The sequence below is a fragment of the Patiriisocius sp. 208BN25-11 genome (assembly GCF_058147145.1).
This window is the reverse complement of the sequence record NZ_JBYVJY010000003.1, coordinates 1-17,872: the sequence shown is the minus strand read 5'-3', so window position 1 is coordinate 17,872 and position 17,872 is coordinate 1. Positions and strand designations below refer to the sequence as shown.

Genomic DNA, 17,872 nt, shown 5'->3' with positions numbered 1-17,872 from the left:
TACGGGATGGATCCATCAATTCCTATTAGAAAGATTATTCATGTAGACATGGACGCTTTTTACGCTAGTGTAGCGCAATTAGACGATCCGTCTTTGGTGGGTAAAGCGATTGCTGTGGGTGGTGCCGGGAGACGCGGAGTGATAAGTGCTGCCAGTTATGAAGCGAGAAAATTTGGGGTACGTTCTGCCATGGCAGGGGCTTTGGCAGTGAAGTTATGTCCGCATCTTATTTTTGTAAAATCTGATTTTGAACGGTATCGGGAAATTTCAGATAAAGTACGCAAGGTTTTTTTTGAATACACAGACTTGGTGGAACCTTTATCATTGGATGAAGCCTACCTAGATGTGACCGAAAACAAAAAAGGGAATCCGAGTGCGACGCTAATAGCCCAAGAAATACGTGCCAAAATAAAAGAGCGAACAGGATTAAATGCAAGTGCTGGTATTTCCATTAATAAGTTTGTGGCCAAAGTGGCGAGCGATTACAACAAACCCAACGGACAAAAAACAGTCCCGCCAGAAGAAGTACTTGATTTTGTGGAAGCATTAGACATTAAAAAGTTTTATGGGGTTGGAAAGGTGATGAAAGAAAAAATGTATCGCGTTGGGATTTATACCGGGAAAGATTTAAAAACGAAATCGCTTGAATTTTTAGAGGAGCATTTTGGTAAAAGCGGTCCTTATTATTACAACATAGTACGCGGGATACACCATAGCAAAGTAAAACCAGAACGCACCAGAAAGTCTTTGGCCGCTGAGCGAACCTTTAGTGAAAACATCTCCAGCGAGTTGTATATGCTAGAGCGCCTAGAAAACATTGCTTCTGAGGTAGAACGGCGTCTTAAGAAAAGTAAAGTCGCAGGAAAGACCATTACCTTAAAAATTAAATACAGCGATTTTACCCTGCAAACCAGAAGTAAAACTTTGCCCTTGTATATAGCCTCCAAAGAGTTATTGATGGAACATGTTACCGAATTACTGTACCAAGAGAAGATGAAAAACTCGGTACGTTTATTAGGCATTTCTATGTCGAATTTAAATAACGAAAAGAAGGAGAAGGTGAAAGTTTCTGAAGAGAAAAAATACGATGTACAAATGAAGTTTGAGTTCTAAAAATCGAGCGATTTACGAATTCTCGCACAACAAGTACGCATACTAAATAGTTCTATACACATAAAAGAAGCACCTAAATAAAAGAGTAGTGTGTCAATATCTTTGACTTGAACTTAAAATCTATTCGTATGAAAAACACAGCATTCAACATCGCGGCACTTGCCATTATGACCTTTTTAACTTCTTGTGAAGACAACACAACAACACCAGTCTCTAAAGACTTAGCGGTTGCAGAAATTGTAGCAGAAGCAGTAGCAACAGTCCCAGAAAAAACTACACAATATCTATATGTTACCGCCCCAAGTGGCTTGTCATTGAGAGCGCATAACAATTTAAACAGTGATAAATTGGCTGTGATGCCTTATGGAACCAAAGTAGAAATCGTTACTGCAGAAACAAACAACACCATGAAAGTACAAGGAGTTGCTGGCGGTATGCACGAAGTGAACTACAACAACAAAAAAGGATATGCCTTTAATGGATACTTGTCAGAATTGTTTCCGCCAGAACGAGGTGCCAATGCAAAAATGTATATTGAAGACCTTCAAAACACCCATCCAACGGCTACTATTACTGAAGTAACAGGTGGTACAGCAAGCAATCCAACAAATTCGCAAACGCTACTATTACCTACTTCAAAATGGCACGAGGCCTTTTTAATTGCACAAAAGCTATATGAAATTCCAAGATCGTTTGCGGTGCCATCACCAAAGGGGAAAGACAAGGTGGTGCAAAAAAACCCTAAGCAAGTATCTAAAACTTGGATTAGTGAATTACATGTAGAACGCAAAGAAAACATGCTTCAAAAAATAGTTTATGTAAATGCTTCTGAAGGGTATGGGCGTACCGTTACGCTTACCAAAGTTGGAGACATGATTCAGGTTGAAGAAGTGAGTGAGGTGAAGTAAATAAAATGTCATTTGTATGTCTGGTTGAGTGCTCCCGAGTTTTAGGGGACATTCAACCAGATTTTTTTTGCTATTTTCTTATTCAATAGACAGCAAAAAGAAATTGTTAAACTCTTTTTTCCATTTCTTTTTATCGGCTTCACTGAGTAGGTTGTTATCTAGTAAAAGCCCTTTCAAACTGTGGTTTTGTGTTGCAAAAACTTCCGGAATATGCGCTATTTTACAATTGTTTAAGTGTACAGAAACCAGGCTAGGGATGGCTATAAATTGTTCTGGAAGACTAGTAAATGCATTATGATCTGCTTGAATTACTCTAAGGTCTTTCATAGTTGACATTTCTTGCGGTACTGTCTTTAAATGGTTGTTTCCTATATATAGGCGGTTTATTTCAACCAACTGTCCAATTTCTGGTGCTAGTTCATAAAGCGTATTATGTGATAACCACAAAGAGTACAAGTTAGGAAGTTTTGAAAGGTGAGAAAAGGTAGCACCTTCTGTAATGTTGTTGTAACTTAGATTGAGGTCTTTAAGTGTTTTTATTTCTGAAATTTCCTGGGGTAGCCCCATTAGTTTGTTGTGCTGAAGGTTTAGAAATGTAATGGGGAGTGATTTTATTTTCTGAAATGTTTTGCTCCAATTTAATTCTGGATTAGCATGTAACGAAAGTTGTTTGAGGTTTGTAAATCGGGTAATGTTTTCTGGAAGTTTTTGCAGTTTTAGTTTGTTTAACAACAAAACCTCAACACCTTCTGGATTTGGAATGGTTGCTAAAAATGCTGTGATGTCTAGTGCTGTATTGTTGCTTAGATCTAGCATTTTAATTTGGGTAAGGGATTCTATTTCATCAGGAATTTCTGTTAGATTTTGATTGCTTAGATCTAAGCGAAGTATTTTTTCTGGGCTTATGTTTTGAGTAGTGGTATAGGTTTCAGTATAAAACGTTTTATAGGTGTTACAACTTTGTAAAAGTGTAAGAAATACAATAGCTACTATGTAAGGTATCTTATTCAACATCTCCCAAATTTTGAATGGCACTTCCAGAAACTTCTACAAATATTTCGTCTTTTGCTCTTACATTCCATGGAAAACGAGGATTAAGACCAGGACCGTCATGCAATGTGTTTTGGATATAGGCTCCCAATCGCTGACTATTATAGCCTAGTTGTAAAGTGCCGCTAAAATGGTTGTTTTGAAGGGTTCCAAAAACATAAGCGTTGGCATAAAATAGATCTCTATAAGGAGCTACGGTATGCCACACATTTTTTCTACCATCATCAGAATTTATAGGGTTGTCTGGTGATTTTGAGAAATCTGCTTTTGGGGTAAATAATTCGATGCCAATTCCTGCTTGATAGGCAAGTCTGTTTTCGCCAATAGCTGAATAACTCATTTTTAAAGTTCCAGTAGCTGCATAATCTGTTCCTTCTCCTCGTACTAATTTCCCAATTCGGAAATCATTAACAAAAGCAATATTGATACTGTGATTTGCATTACTAAACCTAGTTAAGAGTGCTCCTCTTCTTGGACTAAACTCTTTTAAGTTACCCGGGAGGTATTCTTTTTCGAACCCAAACCCAAACCCGTTAAATCCTCCTTTCCCAGATGGATTTACTAACAAAGAGTTATTGATATTTGAAATTGAAGACCCTAGTAAGTTACTGTTTTGTCCAATACCTACTAGTGAAAACAAATCATATCCATAGCCTAATCCGTAATTTTGGACAGTGTGTCTTTTAAAAAGTTGGTGCAAAAAAATAGTAGCCCCTGCCTCTAGAGCAATATCATTGTAATTGACAGTTCCAAAGCCAAAAAGGGCCAGCTTAACATTTTGATTTTGGTTTCCTAAAACAACAGTTGCCTTGAGTTGTAGTCCACCATGAAATTCAAGATCTTGCGCTTTGGCGTTAAAACAAACAAATAGTAAGCCCATGCATAGGCAAAGACGTTTTACAGCATTGTTTGTATCTAACACGTGGGTATTGTTTTAATATTTCCGAAGCACAACTACTTTATTTGAGACACACGCAATGTGTTTACCATTCCTTTGTCTACAATAGGCATAGCGGCAAGGTTAATGAGGTAGTCGCCTTTTTTGACGAAACCTCTCTCATGAGCAATTTTATTTACGTCTTCTACAGTTTCATCTGTACTTACAAATTTATCATAGTAAAAAGCTTTTACGCCCCATAATAAATTTAGTCTTGAGAGGATTCTGTAATTGCTTGTATAGACTAAAATATGTGCATCGGGTCTCCAGGCAGAAATTTGAAAAGCGGTATAGCCACTATTGGTTAAAGTACAAATGGCGGTTGCTTCAATTTCATTTGCCATATTAGCTGCGTGGTAACAAATAGATTTGGTGATGTAGCGATTTGTGCGTACATGAGGCGGCTCATGAGGAACTGTAATGAGTTCACTGTTTTCTACTTGTTTGCAAATATTGGCCATTTTTTTAATGACCTCGACAGGATATTTACCAACGCTAGTTTCTCCACTTAGCATCACCGCATCTGCTCCATCCATCACAGAGTTGGCAACATCGTTTACCTCTGCACGAGTGGGTGTCATGGAGGTAATCATGGTTTCCATCATTTGAGTGGCAATAATTACGGGAATTCTTGCGCGTTTTGCTGTTAACACCAATTCTTTTTGAATCAAGGGTACTTCTTCTGCAGGAACTTCTACACCCAAATCTCCTCTGGCTACCATGAGTCCGTCACAATAGGCAACAATTTTATCGATATTGGCCACTGCTTCAGGTTTTTCAATTTTGGCAATGATAGGAATTTTGTATTCGCTATTTGCTTCGATAAGCGCTTGTAATTCTTTTAAATCTTCGGCATGGCGTACAAAAGACAGGGCGATCCAATCTACCTCTTGCGAGATGGCAAAAATGGCATCTTTTTTATCCTTATCGGTAAGTGCGGGTAATGAAATGTTTGTGTTTGGGAGGTTCACTCCTTTTCTAGATCGTAATGGACCTCCTTGAATTACTTTAGAAACCACTTCTTTTTTTCCATCGGTGCTTACTACTTCAAACATAAGTTTTCCATCATCTAAAAGAATACGTTCGCCAGGATTTACATCTTTAGGAAAGTTGTCGTAGTTCATGTACACTTTCTTGGCAGTACCTTCAAACTCTTTACCAGTGCAAAAAGAGATGGTATCTCCAGGATGCACTACTACTTCTTCTTTCATCATTCCCACACGTAGCTTAGGGCCTTGTAAATCGGCCAATACTGCAGTGCTTGTTTTTAGTTCATCTCCAAGGCTTTTAATAGTAGCAATGGTTTCTTTTACGTTGTCGTATTGCGCGTGAGAGAAATTCACACGAAATACATTTACCCCCGCAAGAATCATTTCTTTGAGTACTTTTTTCTTTGCGGTAGCAGGTCCTAATGTAGCTACAATTTTAGTCTTTTTTTGATTTGGCATTTAGTCAAATATTAAGTTATGCTTCGATTTAAGTTTTGTTGTGTCCACTTCGTAAGCGGAAATAATTTGTTTTATATCATTAATTGCTATGAGTAAAATTTTGGTCCCAACGGCATCAAAATCACTTTGAATTTTTAAAAAGTAGTCTACTTTTTTGAATTCAGGGATTAAATACGTGGTCACTGTTTCTTCGCCACTCATATTTCCGAAGAGCCCTTCATTACTTGCATCTTTTTTACTCGCAGATTTACATTTGTTAGCTACCAAACTATAGTCGGTATATTTAGCTTGATCTTCAAAATCGAAGAGCGGAAACGTAATGTCTAGACCATTGTTTGCATATTCTAAATCTTCAGGTCGACGGTGTAATTTTAATCCAGCAAATTGATTGAGAAGATAGGCCACTTTGTAGGCTTCTTCACTACAATGAATGGCGATGAGCGAGAAATCTTCTGCAAAATCATCATCTAGTATTAATTTGTGAGTCCCCATAGCGATACTTCTAACCTATAAAAATAAGGATACTTTTAATAGAAATGTGTAAAGAAACTGTGAATTCTACACCAAACAACAATATGTTGTAGTTATGTAGGGGTATTTACGTTTAAAGCGAGAAATAGGATTAGCTTTTTTTACTAAAATCGTCGATAGCCGTTTGCAGTTTGTAGTATGCTCTTTTGGCTGCTTGCTCTTCAGCTTTCTTTTTTGATGTAGCACGAGCTTTACCTACAATTTTGCCATCAAGACTAAGCTTTACAGCAAAATGTTTTAAGGTGTCTTTACCCGTATCTTCATAGACGGTAAATTTAAATTGGTGTTTGTGTTTTTGACACCATTCTATAAACAAGCTTTTGTAACTTATAATTTTACCTTCTAATTTTTCTATATCTACATAGGGTTTTATAACGCGTTTATTAATAAACTTTTCACAGTATTTGTAGCCTCTATCTAAAAAAATAGCACCTACTAAGGATTCAAAAACATTGCCGTGAATATTTCCCCCAAACTGGCTTATTGGAATGGTAGTTTTTACATGCTTGATAAGCTCCATGTCACGACCAAGCTCATTTAAATGCTCTCGACTTACTACTTTAGATCTCATTTTTGTTAGGTATCCTTCATTTCCGCCGGGCACTTTTTTATAGAGGTGTGCGGCAATGACAGAACTAAGCATGGCATCTCCAAGAAACTCCATACGCTCGTAGTTTTGAGCGTGTCCTTCTGGGCTTTTCTCGTTTGTTGAGCGGTGGGTAAACGCCTCTTCGTAGATGGTAATGTTTTTAGGGGTAAACCCTAATAATTTTTTAATTGCTAAAAAAAAATCCCCGTCCTTAGGGGCACGGGAATTAAATATGTTTTTAAGAGAAGCCATTTTATTTAGGCGTCTATTTTTCTAAATAAAACACAAGCATTGTGACCTCCAAAACCAAAGGTGTTGCTCATTGCTATGGAAACTTCTCGCTCTTGCGCTTTGTTTAGTGTTAAATTTAATGAAGGGTCTATGTTCTCATCAACGGTAGTGTGGTTAATCGTTGGAGGAACTAAGCTATGCTTCATAGATAGAATGGAAGCAATGGCTTCTACAGCACCAGCAGCACCCAATAAGTGGCCCGTCATGGATTTTGTAGAGTTGATGTTAATATCATTGGCATGCGCACCAAAGACTTTGCTAATTGCTTTTAGCTCGGCAACATCTCCTAAAGGAGTCGAAGTACCATGGGTATTAATAGCATCTACTTCACTAGCATCTATACCAGCGTCATTAAGACAATTTAGCATTACACGTTCTACACCTATTCCTTCAGGATGTGGAGCCGTCATGTGATATGCATCACTAGACATTCCACCACCAATAACTTCGGCGTATATTTTTGCGCCACGTGCTTTGGCGTGTTCGTATTCTTCTAATATCAATGCGCCGGCACCTTCTCCTAGCACAAAACCGTCGCGTGTTGCGTCAAAAGGTCTTGAAGCAGATTCTGGAGCGTCGTTTCTAGTAGAGAGTGCATGCATGGCATTAAAACCACCCATACCTGCTTTGGTTACGGCAGCTTCACTTCCTCCAGTTACAATGATATCACAGGTTCCTAAACGTATGTAGTTAAAGGCATCTATGAGCGCATTTGCAGAAGAAGCGCAAGCAGAGACCGTTGTATAGTTAGGTCCCATAAATCCATGTTTGATAGAGATATTACCAGGAGCAATATCTGCAATCATTTTAGGAATAAAGAAGGGGTTGAAACGTGGTGTTCCATCCCCTTCTGAAAAGTTTATTACTTCATTTTGAAATGTTTCAAGGCCACCAATACCAGCTCCCCAAATAACACCTACACGAAACTTATCTACAGCATCCATATCGATAGCTGCGTCTAGTATCGCTTCGTCACTTGAGACGAGTGCGTATTGAGCAAAGCGGTCTAATTTTCTAGCCTCTTTACGGTCAAAATGTTGTAATGGATCGTAATTTTTAATCTCGCAAGCAAATTTTGTTTTGAACTTTTCGGTATCAAAATAGGTAATAGGGGCACATCCACTTTTCCCATTTTTAAGGGCATCCCAATATTCTTGGATGTTATTTCCAATAGGAGTAAGTGCGCCAAGACCTGTTACTACAACTCGCTTTAATTCCATAGAGAAGTGTTCTTATTTGTTCTCTTCAATATAAGAAACTGCTTGACCTACTGTAGCAATATTTTCAGCTTGATCGTCTGGAATCTGGATATCAAATTCTTTCTCAAATTCCATAATAAGCTCAACCGTATCTAGTGAGTCTGCTCCTAAGTCGTTAGTGAAGCTTGCTTCGTTTACAACTTCGTTCTCGTCTACACCTAATTTATCTACGATGATAGCTTTTACTCTTGATGCAATGTCTGACATAATCTTTGTTTTTAAATTTTAATTAAGTGGCAAAAATAAAATTTTTTAATTTAAAACAGCACTTTAAAAATAAAATGTGATACCAAATTAAACATTTTTGGGCGAAGTGAAACCCTATTGCCTTACTTTTGTTGTTTTTAATAATAATTACTTCTGTAAACACCCAAAGAAACTCTATGAAGAAGCGTATTGTAATTTTTGCTTCGGGTAACGGTACCAATACTCAAAACGTGATAAAATACTTTCAGCATAACAAAGTTGCTGAGGTTGTCTGTGTGCTCTCAAACAAGAAGGATGCCAAAGTCTTAGAACGCGCTAAAGCTCTTAAAATAGAGGGATTGTCGTTTACTAAATCTGAAATGTTAGCACACGATGGAGTGGTTCGTTTGCTTAAAGATCGTGAACCAGACCTCATAGTGCTGGCGGGGTTTTTACTGAAATTTCCTAAAATTATCCTTCAGGAATTTCCTGACAAGGTGATCAATATCCATCCTGCATTGTTGCCAAAATATGGTGGAAAAGGAATGTACGGGCATCATGTTCATGAAGCTGTAGTAGCAAATAAAGAGGCCGAATCAGGAATTACCATACATTATGTTAATGAACAGTACGATGAGGGAGCTTTTATATTTCAGAAGAAAACAAACATTTCAGAAAAAGATAATCCAGAAGATGTTGCAGCGAAAGTACATGCGCTAGAATATGAGTGGTTGCCAAAGATTATAGAGGCACTATTATTGGATGACGGAAGACCGATGACAGATGAAGGGATTAACATAGAATTATAGAAAAGATAAGTAACCCGCCTACATGGGTAGTGAACATGACAAAAAAGAAACAAAAATATTATGTGGTATGGTTTGGAAACCCAACAGGGATCTTCCATAGTTGGAAAGAGTGTCAGGCGGCAATTAAAGGAGTTGCTGGAGCACAATACATGAGTTTTGAGACCTTGCCCGCTGCTAAAATTGCCTACAATAAAAGTTATGCCGATTACAAAGGAAAAGGCGGATCTAAAAAAAAGATACTCACGGCAGCAGAGAAAGCAGCTTATGGTGAACCTAATTTATATTCTATTGCAGTAGATGCTGCCTCTAGTGGAAACCCTGGTATTATGGAATATCGAGGTGTAGACACTCAAACAAAAAAACAGTTATTTCATCAAGGACCTTTTCAGCAAGGTACCAATAATGTGGGGGAGTTTTTAGCGCTAGTGCACGGATTGGCGTATTTAAAACAACAAAAAAGTGATAGAATACTATACACCGACTCCAAAATAGCGATGGGTTGGGTACAAAAAAAGCGATGTAATTCTAAATTACAGTGGGGACCTAAAAATAAGGGTTTATTAGATTTAGTAAAACGCGCAGAGGCTTGGTTACATACTAACACCTACAAAACAGAAGTAGTTAAGTGGGAAACTAAAGCTTGGGGGGAGATTCCAGCAGATTTTGGTAGAAAATAATTAAGGATTATCCTTGCGCCATTTCACTTGAGCAATCAATCTTAGTTCTACGATATCACTTTGGCCAACATCGGGGTCAACTTCAAACTTAATGACGTCTCCTTTATTGAAATCAAGGTTATAATTGTCTTTATTGATACTAATAATCGTTGGCGATAAATCAAAAACACCATCAACTTTATCGTCAAGACTATTAGCAACGGGTATATCGTTTACAAATAAAATAATTTCTCTGTTACTACTTACTGAAGAAGCAACCATAGAGATGTTAGTTATTGTGCCATTAAACGGCATTTTGGCTCCATTTTGAATGTCACCGCCACCAAATTCTATTTCTTTTGGAGTAGAGCCCCATCCTAATCTACCAAATTCCAGACTAGTGCTTTCTACAGACAGCCATTTTTTACGAGTGTCATCAAACATGTATAATGTGTTTTCTATTACTGCTAATTGTCCTGTAGCAGAACCTTTTGGAGTTGCTTGTGGTGTTAGAGCTAGCGCGGGGATACCTGTAGGATCTGATTTTATTTCTAATAAAGCCGTTGGTTCATCGGTCCCTATTCCAACTTGAGCTAGTATACTAAGTGGAAGAAAACTTAAAATGTAGAGTAGTTTTTTCATGGTGATACGTTTACGTTTTTTATTGTCTCCATTTCGTCCAAATCACCATAGAAGCGTCAGATACTGTACCAGTACCATCATTATCTACACTCACAATAAAGTAGTCGCCTTTAGAAAAATTTATGTTTGCATCGTCTACTACTAGTTCTCCGCTGTGTAGTGAAAAAGAATGCGTACTTACAAGGTTGTTAGCGGTATTGTATCTACTTAACGTGAATCCTTTGGTAGCACTACCTCCAGAAGAATTGATCGTGACATAGACAATGGTGCCATTTTGTGCCATACTCGGGCCACTATCATCGATATCACCTGCATATTCTAAATCTGTATTATTGAGGGTTCCTTCTTTACCAAAATTGAAGTTGGAAGATGCTACACTTAACCATTTGGTTCTAGAGGCGTCATATAAGTATAGTTCATCACCGATGACAGCCATTTGACCAGATGCAGTTCCAGTAGGAGTGGTTTGGGGATTTAATTCTAATGGAGGAATTCCACCTGCACTTGTAGCATTAATATCTAATTCGGCACCTGGATTTGTGGTTCCAATACCTACTTGGGCATATATGTTACATACTAATAAGCATGCAATAATTGTTTGGGCTAATTTCATACTATTAAGATTTGTATTTGGGCTGGTACAAAAGTAAATGATTAATAAATAAGCGAGCTGCATTTAAACGTTCATAAAAGCTTTTTGTCGAAAAAATTCAAAAATAAACCCCTTAAAATGAATATTTTATGGTTTAAGAGACAAATCATGTAAGTTAAATCCTACTTCAAATATCGATCTTAACAATTAGTTATTAACAATTTTTTCCACAAAAAAATGATAATATCGTTGCTTTAGATATAGAATAGTTACAACAGTGAAGAAAAAGAGTGAAATATTTGCTTATCTATTAATGCCAGCAACCCATGCATCTTTAAAAGGCTCTTTTTTGCGAAGTTTTTCTTTAGAAGCTAAAATTGCAGGAAGATTGTTGCTGCGTTCTACATATATATAGGTCCAGTTGTTTTCTGGATTGATATAGCTTTGAGGGTTATACCCTTGGTTTAATAAATAGGTGGTCCATTTTGACGCTAATTTAGGTTGAGAGAAAACGTTAGTTACTAGATAGTAACCAGAGGCCATTCCAGGGATCTTTATGTTTCTTACTTTAGTGTCTGTATTGGTGGGTTTTATCTCTGTGGTATTATTTGGTGGTGCTATTTCAGAACTATTAGTAGTAGCTGTGTTTTTTTCAATAGGAGGTATTTTGGTTGTTTTTTCTTCTGAAATAGTAGTTGTTATTACTTCGGGTTTTTTGGCAATAGTAGTACTGTCTTTTTGGAGTTCTATGTTTTTTGCTAAGGCGCTATTAGGATTCTTTTGCAATAAGAAGGTTTCCTCTATTTCAGTTTCGAAAGCTGTAAATAGTAAATAAAAACGATCTGCCTTTGTGCTAAACTTGATGCTTGACTGAGTGGCATTATTGGTAATGACTCCTTCTGGCAGTTTTGTTTTTACAATATCATATCCCAAAGTGTTTTTGCTATCAGGGCTTCTTTTTACGTTACTATCGATTGTGCTTTTAAAAAAATTATTTGCTTCACGCTCTTCAGTTTTTAGAATAACATAGCTATTAATATCTGGTTTTAACACTGCACATTCGTCACTTTTAATTTTAATATCTCCTTCCAGTGCTGCCATGACAAGATTTGAAGTAATGGCACCTTCTTTTTTAGCTTGAAAATCGTCGAAAGTGATGTCTACTCCTTTTTTGCTAATTTGTCTAAAACCATCATAGGTAGTAAAGTACTTTGGAGTTTCTGTTGGGTCTTCATATACGATATATAGAACCCATCCTCCTGCACTTCCACCTTCTGGCATACCACGTACCGCTTTTAGGTTAGCAACCGTAAATAGACCATTTGGATTTTCTAATGCATTTAAATAGTTTGTGATATCAGCACGACAACTATAAGGAGAATCTTTTTTAAAGGGGCCTTTTTTATTGGCGTCAAAGATGATATCTCCTTTTAGAGAAGTATATTCTTTACCCTTTGCTTTTATTAGTATAGAATCTACTACAGGATTTCTATCTCCTTTGTTTTTGTAATATGCTTTTCTTTTTCCTCTGCGCATGGTTGTTTTTTCGGCAGGATACAAGGCGCTCCAATACAGCACAGCATAGGTTATTTTGGAAGCAGTTTCGGGTAATAAAATTTCAGAAGCACTAGAAGAAAAGGTTGTTGGATCATCATCGATGTCTACATACTTCATATCAATCACATCATTGCTTGCTTTGACACTATGAAATGGTTTGGTTTTATGTTTTCCTAAAATAGTGTTTCCAAGAACAATTGCATTTCCTTTTACATAGAGTTTCTTTTGCACCTCAAAGGGAATTTCTTTTTGTGAAAACCCAATACAAGAAGCGAGTAACAATATGGCTAATAGTGTTTTGCGTAAAAAAATATTTTTCAATGTAGTGCGATTTAATAGGGTACAAGATACCTTTTTTTGCTGAAATATGAAGCAGCGTTTTTCATAGTTTTATACCTATAAAATGTCATAAATTTGGTTAAATTTGCACCTTTAAATCAAAAAGAAATACCGTGTACTACGGATTCAATAAAAAGTTACCCGACTTTTCGGGCAATTAATATGAGTAAATTAGTTATTGTCGGAACTGTTGCATTTGATGCCATAGAAACTCCTTTTGGAAAAACAGATAAAATTTTAGGTGGCGCTGCTACTTACATAGGCCTTTCTGCTGCACAATTTGGTACAGATGGCGCTATTGTGTCTGTTGTTGGCGGCGATTTTCCTCAAGTAGATATTGATATGCTAGAAAGCAAGGGAATGAATGTAGAGGGGCTAGAAATTGTAAAAGAAGGCAAAACTTTTTTCTGGAGTGGGAAATATCACAACGATATGAACTCAAGAGATACTTTGGCAACAGAACTCAATGTATTAGAAACATTTAATCCTGTGGTGCCAAATGCATATAAAGATGCAGAGGTTGTAATGCTAGGAAACTTACACCCTATGGTACAAATGGGAGTAATAAATCAAATGAACAACCCAAAAATGGTGGTCTTAGATACCATGAACTTTTGGATGGATGTTGCATTAGAAGATCTAAAAAAGGTCATTGCTAAAGTAGATGTGATTACCATTAATGATGAAGAGGCAAGACAACTATCTGGAGAGTACTCTTTAGTAAATGCTTCTAAGAAGATCATGCAAATGGGACCCAAATATGTGGTGATTAAAAAAGGAGAACATGGAGCGCTTATTTTCCATGAAAATGAAATGTTCTTTGCACCTGCATTGCCATTGGCAGAAGTTTTTGATCCAACTGGAGCAGGAGATACTTTTGCGGGAGGATTTACAGGCTACTTAGCAAAAACAGGCGACTATAGTTTTGACAATATGAAAAGGGCGATCATTTACGGCTCTTGTTTGGCTTCGTTTTGTGTCGAAAAATTTGGAACAGAGCGCATGGAAAACCTAACAAAAGAAGAAGTTGAAAAGCGCTTACATCAATTTAAGAGCTTGACACAATACGAAATAGAATTATCATAAACATACGCCCCAAAATTTGGGGCGTTTTTGATTTAAAGATACCACATCACCAACCCAAAAGGGGGGGTGATATTTTAAGATTTTACAAATTACATGTTCCTCCCCTAAAGGAATGTAATAAAATTTAATAAAAGCGAAAGCACTCCCTTTAGGGCTGGGGCAAAGGCTTTCAAATAGTATATGAGTGATGCTTTAAAACACGAATGCGGAATTGCACTGGTTCGATTACTAAAACCATTAGAATACTATAAAGAAAAATATGGTACCGCTTTTTATGGAGTGAACAAAATGTATTTAATGATGGAAAAACAGCACAACCGTGGTCAGGATGGTGCTGGATTTGCAAGCATTAAATTAGATGCTACTCCAGGTGAACGTTATATAAGTAGGGTGCGTTCAAATAAGTCGCAACCTATTCAAGATATTTTTGGCCAGATTAATGGACGTATTAATGATGAGTTTGAAAAGAATCCAGCTTTAAAAGAAGATGTTGCAGCTCAAAAAAGAGATATTCCTTATATAGGAGAATTGATGTTGGGGCATGTGCGTTATGGAACCTTTGGAGGAAATAGTGTAGAAACGGTACACCCTTTTTTACGTCAGAATAATTGGATGCATCGTAATTTAATTATTGCTGGTAATTTCAACATGACTAACACAACAGAGCTTTTTGATAACTTGATCAAATTAGGAATGCATCCTAAAGAAAAAGCAGATACTATTACTGTGATGGAAAAAATTGGTCACTTCTTAGATAGAGGTGTTGCAAAACTATACAAGCAGGCCAAAAAGAAAGGGCTCAATAAAGAAGAAGCGTCTCCATATATCGCTGAAAACTTAGATTTAAAGAAAATCTTAAAAAAGAGTGCTAAAAATTGGGATGGTGGTTATGCTATGGCCGGATTATTAGGACATGGAGATTCTTTTGTGTTACGTGATCCTGCAGGGATTCGTCCTGCGTATTATTATCAAGACGATGAAGTTGTCGTGGTGGCTAGCGAGCGCCCAGTAATACAGACGGTTTTTAATGTAGACTTTGATCAAGTAAAAGAAATTGACCCAGGAAATGCACTCATCATAAAAAAAGATGGTAGCGTAAGTACTCCGGAAATATTAGCACCATTAGAGCGCAAGTCTTGTTCGTTTGAACGTATCTATTTCTCTCGTGGTAGTGATGCTGAAATATACCAAGAACGAAAAGAGTTAGGGAGATTGATCATGCCAAAGGTATTGGAAGCCATAGATCATGATACCGAAAATAGTGTCTTTTCATTTATACCTAACACAGCTGAAACTTCTTTCTATGGAATGTTAGACGCAGCTCAAAATGAACTCAACAAACAAAAGAATGAGGCGATACTAAAGGAAGCTGGAAATCTCACTCCAGAACGATTAGGTGAAATTCAAGCACACAAAATACGCACCGAAAAGATTGCTATTAAGGATGTAAAACTAAGAACGTTTATTACAGATGATAGTAGTAGAGATGATTTGGTGGCGCATGTGTATGATGTTACCTATGGTGTTGTAAAATCTAAAGATAACTTGGTGATTATCGATGACAGTATTGTGCGCGGAACCACCTTGAAGAAGAGTATTTTAAGAATGTTAGATCGCCTACATCCAAAGCAAATTGTAGTTGTATCTTCTGCTCCACAAATACGTTATCCAGATTGTTACGGAATTGATATGGCACGACTAGAACACTTAGTAGCTTTTAATGCTGCTATAGAATTGCATAAAGATAGAGGTACAGAAGCCATCGTAGAAGAGATTTATCACAAGTGTAAAAAGCAGTTGACGTTAGCCGATGTGGAAGTAGTAAATCATGTAAAAGAATTATATGCTCCATTTACAGATGAGCAAATATCTGACAAGATTGCTGAGATTATTTCAGAAGAAAGTTTGACAACCAAAGTGAAATTAATATTCCAATCTGTAGATGATCTTCATAAGGCTTGTCCAAAAAACACAGGAGATTGGTACTTTACGGGAGATTACCCAACCAATGGAGGAAATCGAGTTGTAAATAAAGCATACATTAACTTCTATGAAGGGAATCCAGAAAGAGCCTATTAAATGTTAAAGTTTTGAGGATTTGGTAATTTTAAAGTCGTTTATCGGGTTTAAAATCCACTTCATCCAAAAGTAGGAAAAGTCTTATTTTACAAGATAAATAAATGATATATTTGATTCATACCATAGCATAAGTAGGTTAAGTTCATGGTAAGATTTGGGGCAAAAAAGGTGGACACTCGTCTACCTTTTTTTTTGCTCCAAATCTAAATGGGGTGGCGAGCAAGGCTATTTTTGTAATGTTTTTTCTTTGGTTTTTTGCGAGCTGTTTCCCCATCCTTTCGACTCGTCTACCTTTTTTTTTGCTCCAAATCTAAATGGGGTGGCGAGCAAGGCTATTTTTGTAATGTTTTTTCTTTGGTTTTTTGTGAGCTGTTTCCCCATCCTTTCGACTCGTCTACCTTTTTATATGGTATCGAAATGTTTATGAGTTTAGTTTTCAACTTCAACTTCGTCCCGATAGCTATCGCGATCGATTTCAAAAATCCCTCACCCCCAGTCCCTCTAATGCTGAGGGTTGAGTTAAGAGGGTTTTTAAGACGTTACTCAATTCCCAAATGAGCACAGTGTTTTAAATTCCACCATCTGTCACCCGTCATATTTCTGTGTTATTTCGCTATATTTATAGGGATGAATATTTCAGCTGTAAAAAAAGGAGGGATACTAATAGCTAAAGCATTTGGGTATCTCCTGTTGTTTCTATTGGTATATGTTATTGTAGGAACACTTCTTTCAAAAATTCAAATCGATGCTGAGGAAAACACTTCAAAAGATGTGGCAATATATATTCTTACCAATGGAGTTCATACAGATATTGCCATGCCAACAAAGACTAGGTATAAAGATTGGAGTACACAACTTCAATTTAATCATGTAGAAATCCCTAATAGAAATTATAACTACGTTGCCTTGGGTTGGGGTGATAAAGGGTTTTATTTAGAAACTCCAACATGGGCGGATTTAAAATTCTCAACTGCTTTTAAAGCTGCAACAGGATTAAGTTCATCTGCAATACATGTTTCACACTATGAGTCTTTTAAGGAGAATGAAAATTGCATAAAAATTACTATTAGTGTAGCGCAGTATAAGAAATTAATTGCCTTTATAGATACAAGTTTTCAAAAAGATGCGTTTCAGAATTACAAGCAGATTATTACTACAAGTAACTATGGTACTAATGATGCTTTTTATGAAGCAGTGGGAAGTTATAGTTTGTTTAAGACCTGCAATAGTTGGGCTAATACCGCGTTAAAGGAAACAGGGCAAAAAGCTGCCCTATGGACCGCCCTTGACACAGGTATTTTTGAAAAATATAGATAAAAAACACTGTAAAAAGGAGTCAAAATATACCATTTGTCGATAAAACTAATTTACAACGTGTTTTTTAACGAATATTGAAGCCTTTGGTCTAAAAGATAGTTTTTGACCTTAGCTTTTACATTATATTTGAACTATACCATAGCATAAGTAGGTTAAGTTCATGGTAGATTTGGGGCAAAAAAAGGTGAACGACTTGTTTACCTTTTTTTATGCGCCAAGCTTTCCTTTTTTTGCCCCAAATCTAAATGGGGTAGCGAGCACAGCAATTCTAATAATGTTTTTAATATAGTTATTTGCGAGCTGTTGTTCATTTTCAGTAACGACTTGTTTACCTTTTTTTCCCGATGTTGTCGGGACAGGTCATGCGCCAAGCTTTCCTTTTTTTGCCCCAAATCTAAATGGGGTGGCGAGCACAGCAATTCTAATAATGTTTTTAATATAGTTATTTGCGAGCTGTTGTTCATTTTCAGTAACGACTTGTTT

18 protein-coding genes are annotated in these 17,872 nt (G+C 36.8%); 7 read left to right on the top strand and 11 right to left on the bottom strand.

Translation table 11 applies throughout. The features are described from left to right. Positions 1-6 precede the first annotated feature (6 nt). Positions 7-1,113 carry a DNA polymerase IV gene (gene dinB / locus ACY2RS_RS04990; RefSeq protein WP_490097521.1) on the top strand — a complete coding sequence of 369 codons (1,107 nt, stop codon included), beginning with the start codon at positions 7-9 and terminating at the stop codon, positions 1,111-1,113. A gap of 128 nt (positions 1,114-1,241) precedes the next feature. After that, positions 1,242-2,021: an SH3 domain-containing protein gene (locus ACY2RS_RS04985; protein ID WP_490097520.1), complete on the top strand. Its 780-nt coding sequence runs from the start codon at positions 1,242-1,244 to the stop codon at positions 2,019-2,021. A gap of 78 nt (positions 2,022-2,099) precedes the next feature. Here ACY2RS_RS04985 and ACY2RS_RS04980 read toward each other — a convergent pair whose 3' ends face one another. From ACY2RS_RS04980 to ACY2RS_RS04950, 7 genes are all read right to left on the bottom strand, one after another. Beyond that, complete coding sequence (locus ACY2RS_RS04980) at positions 2,100-3,035, bottom strand: leucine-rich repeat domain-containing protein (RefSeq protein WP_490097519.1); 936 nt, start codon at positions 3,033-3,035, stop codon at positions 2,100-2,102. Further along, positions 3,025-3,993, bottom strand: a complete 969-nt coding sequence (locus tag ACY2RS_RS04975) for a hypothetical protein (protein WP_490097518.1) — start codon at positions 3,991-3,993, stop codon at positions 3,025-3,027. The genes ACY2RS_RS04980 and ACY2RS_RS04975 overlap by 11 nt, the downstream gene beginning before the upstream one ends. A gap of 32 nt (positions 3,994-4,025) precedes the next feature. Next, positions 4,026-5,456 carry a pyruvate kinase gene (gene pyk, locus ACY2RS_RS04970; protein ID WP_490097517.1) on the bottom strand — a complete coding sequence of 477 codons (1,431 nt, stop codon included), beginning with the start codon at positions 5,454-5,456 and terminating at the stop codon, positions 4,026-4,028. Beyond that, on the bottom strand, positions 5,457-5,948 hold the full coding sequence (locus ACY2RS_RS04965) for an IPExxxVDY family protein (RefSeq protein WP_490097516.1): 492 nt from the start codon (positions 5,946-5,948) through the stop codon (positions 5,457-5,459). It lies immediately after the preceding gene. Positions 5,949-6,078: 130 nt separating this feature from the next. Then, positions 6,079-6,828, bottom strand: a complete 750-nt coding sequence (gene rnc / locus ACY2RS_RS04960) for a ribonuclease III (protein WP_490097515.1) — start codon at positions 6,826-6,828, stop codon at positions 6,079-6,081. A gap of 5 nt (positions 6,829-6,833) precedes the next feature. Next, on the bottom strand, positions 6,834-8,087 hold the full coding sequence (gene fabF / locus ACY2RS_RS04955) for a beta-ketoacyl-ACP synthase II (RefSeq protein WP_490097514.1): 1,254 nt from the start codon (positions 8,085-8,087) through the stop codon (positions 6,834-6,836). Between the two features lie 12 nt (positions 8,088-8,099). Beyond that, positions 8,100-8,333 carry an acyl carrier protein gene (locus ACY2RS_RS04950; RefSeq protein ID WP_151672630.1) on the bottom strand — a complete coding sequence of 78 codons (234 nt, stop codon included), beginning with the start codon at positions 8,331-8,333 and terminating at the stop codon, positions 8,100-8,102. Positions 8,334-8,509: 176 nt separating this feature from the next. Between ACY2RS_RS04950 and purN the strand changes: the two genes are divergently transcribed. Continuing rightward, the gene (purN, locus tag ACY2RS_RS04945) at positions 8,510-9,121 is read left to right on the top strand and encodes a phosphoribosylglycinamide formyltransferase (protein WP_490097513.1); all 612 of its coding nucleotides are present in this window, start codon (positions 8,510-8,512) and stop codon (positions 9,119-9,121) included. 35 nt (positions 9,122-9,156) lie between these two features. Then, on the top strand, positions 9,157-9,798 hold the full coding sequence (locus tag ACY2RS_RS04940) for a ribonuclease H1 domain-containing protein (protein ID WP_490097512.1): 642 nt from the start codon (positions 9,157-9,159) through the stop codon (positions 9,796-9,798). Here the strand turns inward: ACY2RS_RS04940 and ACY2RS_RS04935 are convergent, their stop codons facing one another. The 3 genes from ACY2RS_RS04935 to ACY2RS_RS04925 all read right to left on the bottom strand — a co-directional run bounded on the left by ACY2RS_RS04935 (position 9,799) and on the right by ACY2RS_RS04925 (position 12,889). Continuing rightward, a complete protein-coding gene (locus ACY2RS_RS04935) occupies positions 9,799-10,419 on the bottom strand; it encodes a hypothetical protein (RefSeq protein ID WP_490097511.1) in 621 nt (206 codons plus the stop codon). It lies immediately after the preceding gene. 19 nt (positions 10,420-10,438) lie between these two features. After that, on the bottom strand, positions 10,439-11,032 hold the full coding sequence (locus ACY2RS_RS04930) for a hypothetical protein (RefSeq protein ID WP_490097510.1): 594 nt from the start codon (positions 11,030-11,032) through the stop codon (positions 10,439-10,441). A gap of 282 nt (positions 11,033-11,314) precedes the next feature. After that, positions 11,315-12,889, bottom strand: a complete 1,575-nt coding sequence (locus tag ACY2RS_RS04925; protein WP_490097509.1) for a hypothetical protein — start codon at positions 12,887-12,889, stop codon at positions 11,315-11,317. A gap of 180 nt (positions 12,890-13,069) precedes the next feature. Between ACY2RS_RS04925 and ACY2RS_RS04920 the strand changes: the two genes are divergently transcribed. From ACY2RS_RS04920 to ACY2RS_RS04910, 3 genes are all read left to right on the top strand, one after another. Beyond that, positions 13,070-13,993: a PfkB family carbohydrate kinase gene (locus ACY2RS_RS04920; protein ID WP_490097508.1), complete on the top strand. Its 924-nt coding sequence runs from the start codon at positions 13,070-13,072 to the stop codon at positions 13,991-13,993. Between the two features lie 180 nt (positions 13,994-14,173). Continuing rightward, positions 14,174-16,072: an amidophosphoribosyltransferase gene (locus ACY2RS_RS04915; RefSeq protein ID WP_490097507.1), complete on the top strand. Its 1,899-nt coding sequence runs from the start codon at positions 14,174-14,176 to the stop codon at positions 16,070-16,072. A gap of 627 nt (positions 16,073-16,699) precedes the next feature. After that, positions 16,700-17,389 (top strand): TIGR02117 family protein, encoded by a 690-nt coding sequence (locus ACY2RS_RS04910; protein ID WP_490097506.1) that lies wholly within the window; start codon positions 16,700-16,702, stop codon positions 17,387-17,389. A 197-nt stretch (positions 17,390-17,586) separates the two neighbouring features. On the opposite strand, the gene ACY2RS_RS04905 is transcribed toward ACY2RS_RS04910, so the two are convergent. Then, a partial coding sequence (locus ACY2RS_RS04905) for a hypothetical protein (protein ID WP_490097505.1) occupies positions 17,587-17,872 on the bottom strand: 286 nt, incomplete at its 5' end.

What these genes read in the sequence shown, in the direction of transcription:
- dinB (WP_490097521.1), top strand. Translation starts at nt 7, where the DNA reads ATGGATCCATCAATTCCTATTAGAAAGATTATTCATGTAGACATGGAC.
- ACY2RS_RS04985 (WP_490097520.1), top strand. Translation starts at nt 1,242, where the DNA reads ATGAAAAACACAGCATTCAACATCGCGGCACTTGCCATTATGACCTTT.
- ACY2RS_RS04980 (WP_490097519.1), bottom strand. Translation starts at nt 3,035, where the DNA reads ATGTTGAATAAGATACCTTACATAGTAGCTATTGTATTTCTTACACTT.
- pyk (WP_490097517.1), bottom strand. Translation starts at nt 5,456, where the DNA reads ATGCCAAATCAAAAAAAGACTAAAATTGTAGCTACATTAGGACCTGCT.
- ACY2RS_RS04965 (WP_490097516.1), bottom strand. Translation starts at nt 5,948, where the DNA reads ATGGGGACTCACAAATTAATACTAGATGATGATTTTGCAGAAGATTTC.
- rnc (WP_490097515.1), bottom strand. Translation starts at nt 6,828, where the DNA reads ATGGCTTCTCTTAAAAACATATTTAATTCCCGTGCCCCTAAGGACGGG.
- fabF (WP_490097514.1), bottom strand. Translation starts at nt 8,087, where the DNA reads ATGGAATTAAAGCGAGTTGTAGTAACAGGTCTTGGCGCACTTACTCCT.
- ACY2RS_RS04950 (WP_151672630.1), bottom strand. Translation starts at nt 8,333, where the DNA reads ATGTCAGACATTGCATCAAGAGTAAAAGCTATCATCGTAGATAAATTA.
- purN (WP_490097513.1), top strand. Translation starts at nt 8,510, where the DNA reads ATGAAGAAGCGTATTGTAATTTTTGCTTCGGGTAACGGTACCAATACT.
- ACY2RS_RS04940 (WP_490097512.1), top strand. Translation starts at nt 9,157, where the DNA reads ATGACAAAAAAGAAACAAAAATATTATGTGGTATGGTTTGGAAACCCA.
- ACY2RS_RS04935 (WP_490097511.1), bottom strand. Translation starts at nt 10,419, where the DNA reads ATGAAAAAACTACTCTACATTTTAAGTTTTCTTCCACTTAGTATACTA.
- ACY2RS_RS04930 (WP_490097510.1), bottom strand. Translation starts at nt 11,032, where the DNA reads ATGAAATTAGCCCAAACAATTATTGCATGCTTATTAGTATGTAACATA.
- ACY2RS_RS04920 (WP_490097508.1), top strand. Translation starts at nt 13,070, where the DNA reads ATGAGTAAATTAGTTATTGTCGGAACTGTTGCATTTGATGCCATAGAA.
- ACY2RS_RS04915 (WP_490097507.1), top strand. Translation starts at nt 14,174, where the DNA reads ATGAGTGATGCTTTAAAACACGAATGCGGAATTGCACTGGTTCGATTA.
- ACY2RS_RS04910 (WP_490097506.1), top strand. Translation starts at nt 16,700, where the DNA reads ATGAATATTTCAGCTGTAAAAAAAGGAGGGATACTAATAGCTAAAGCA.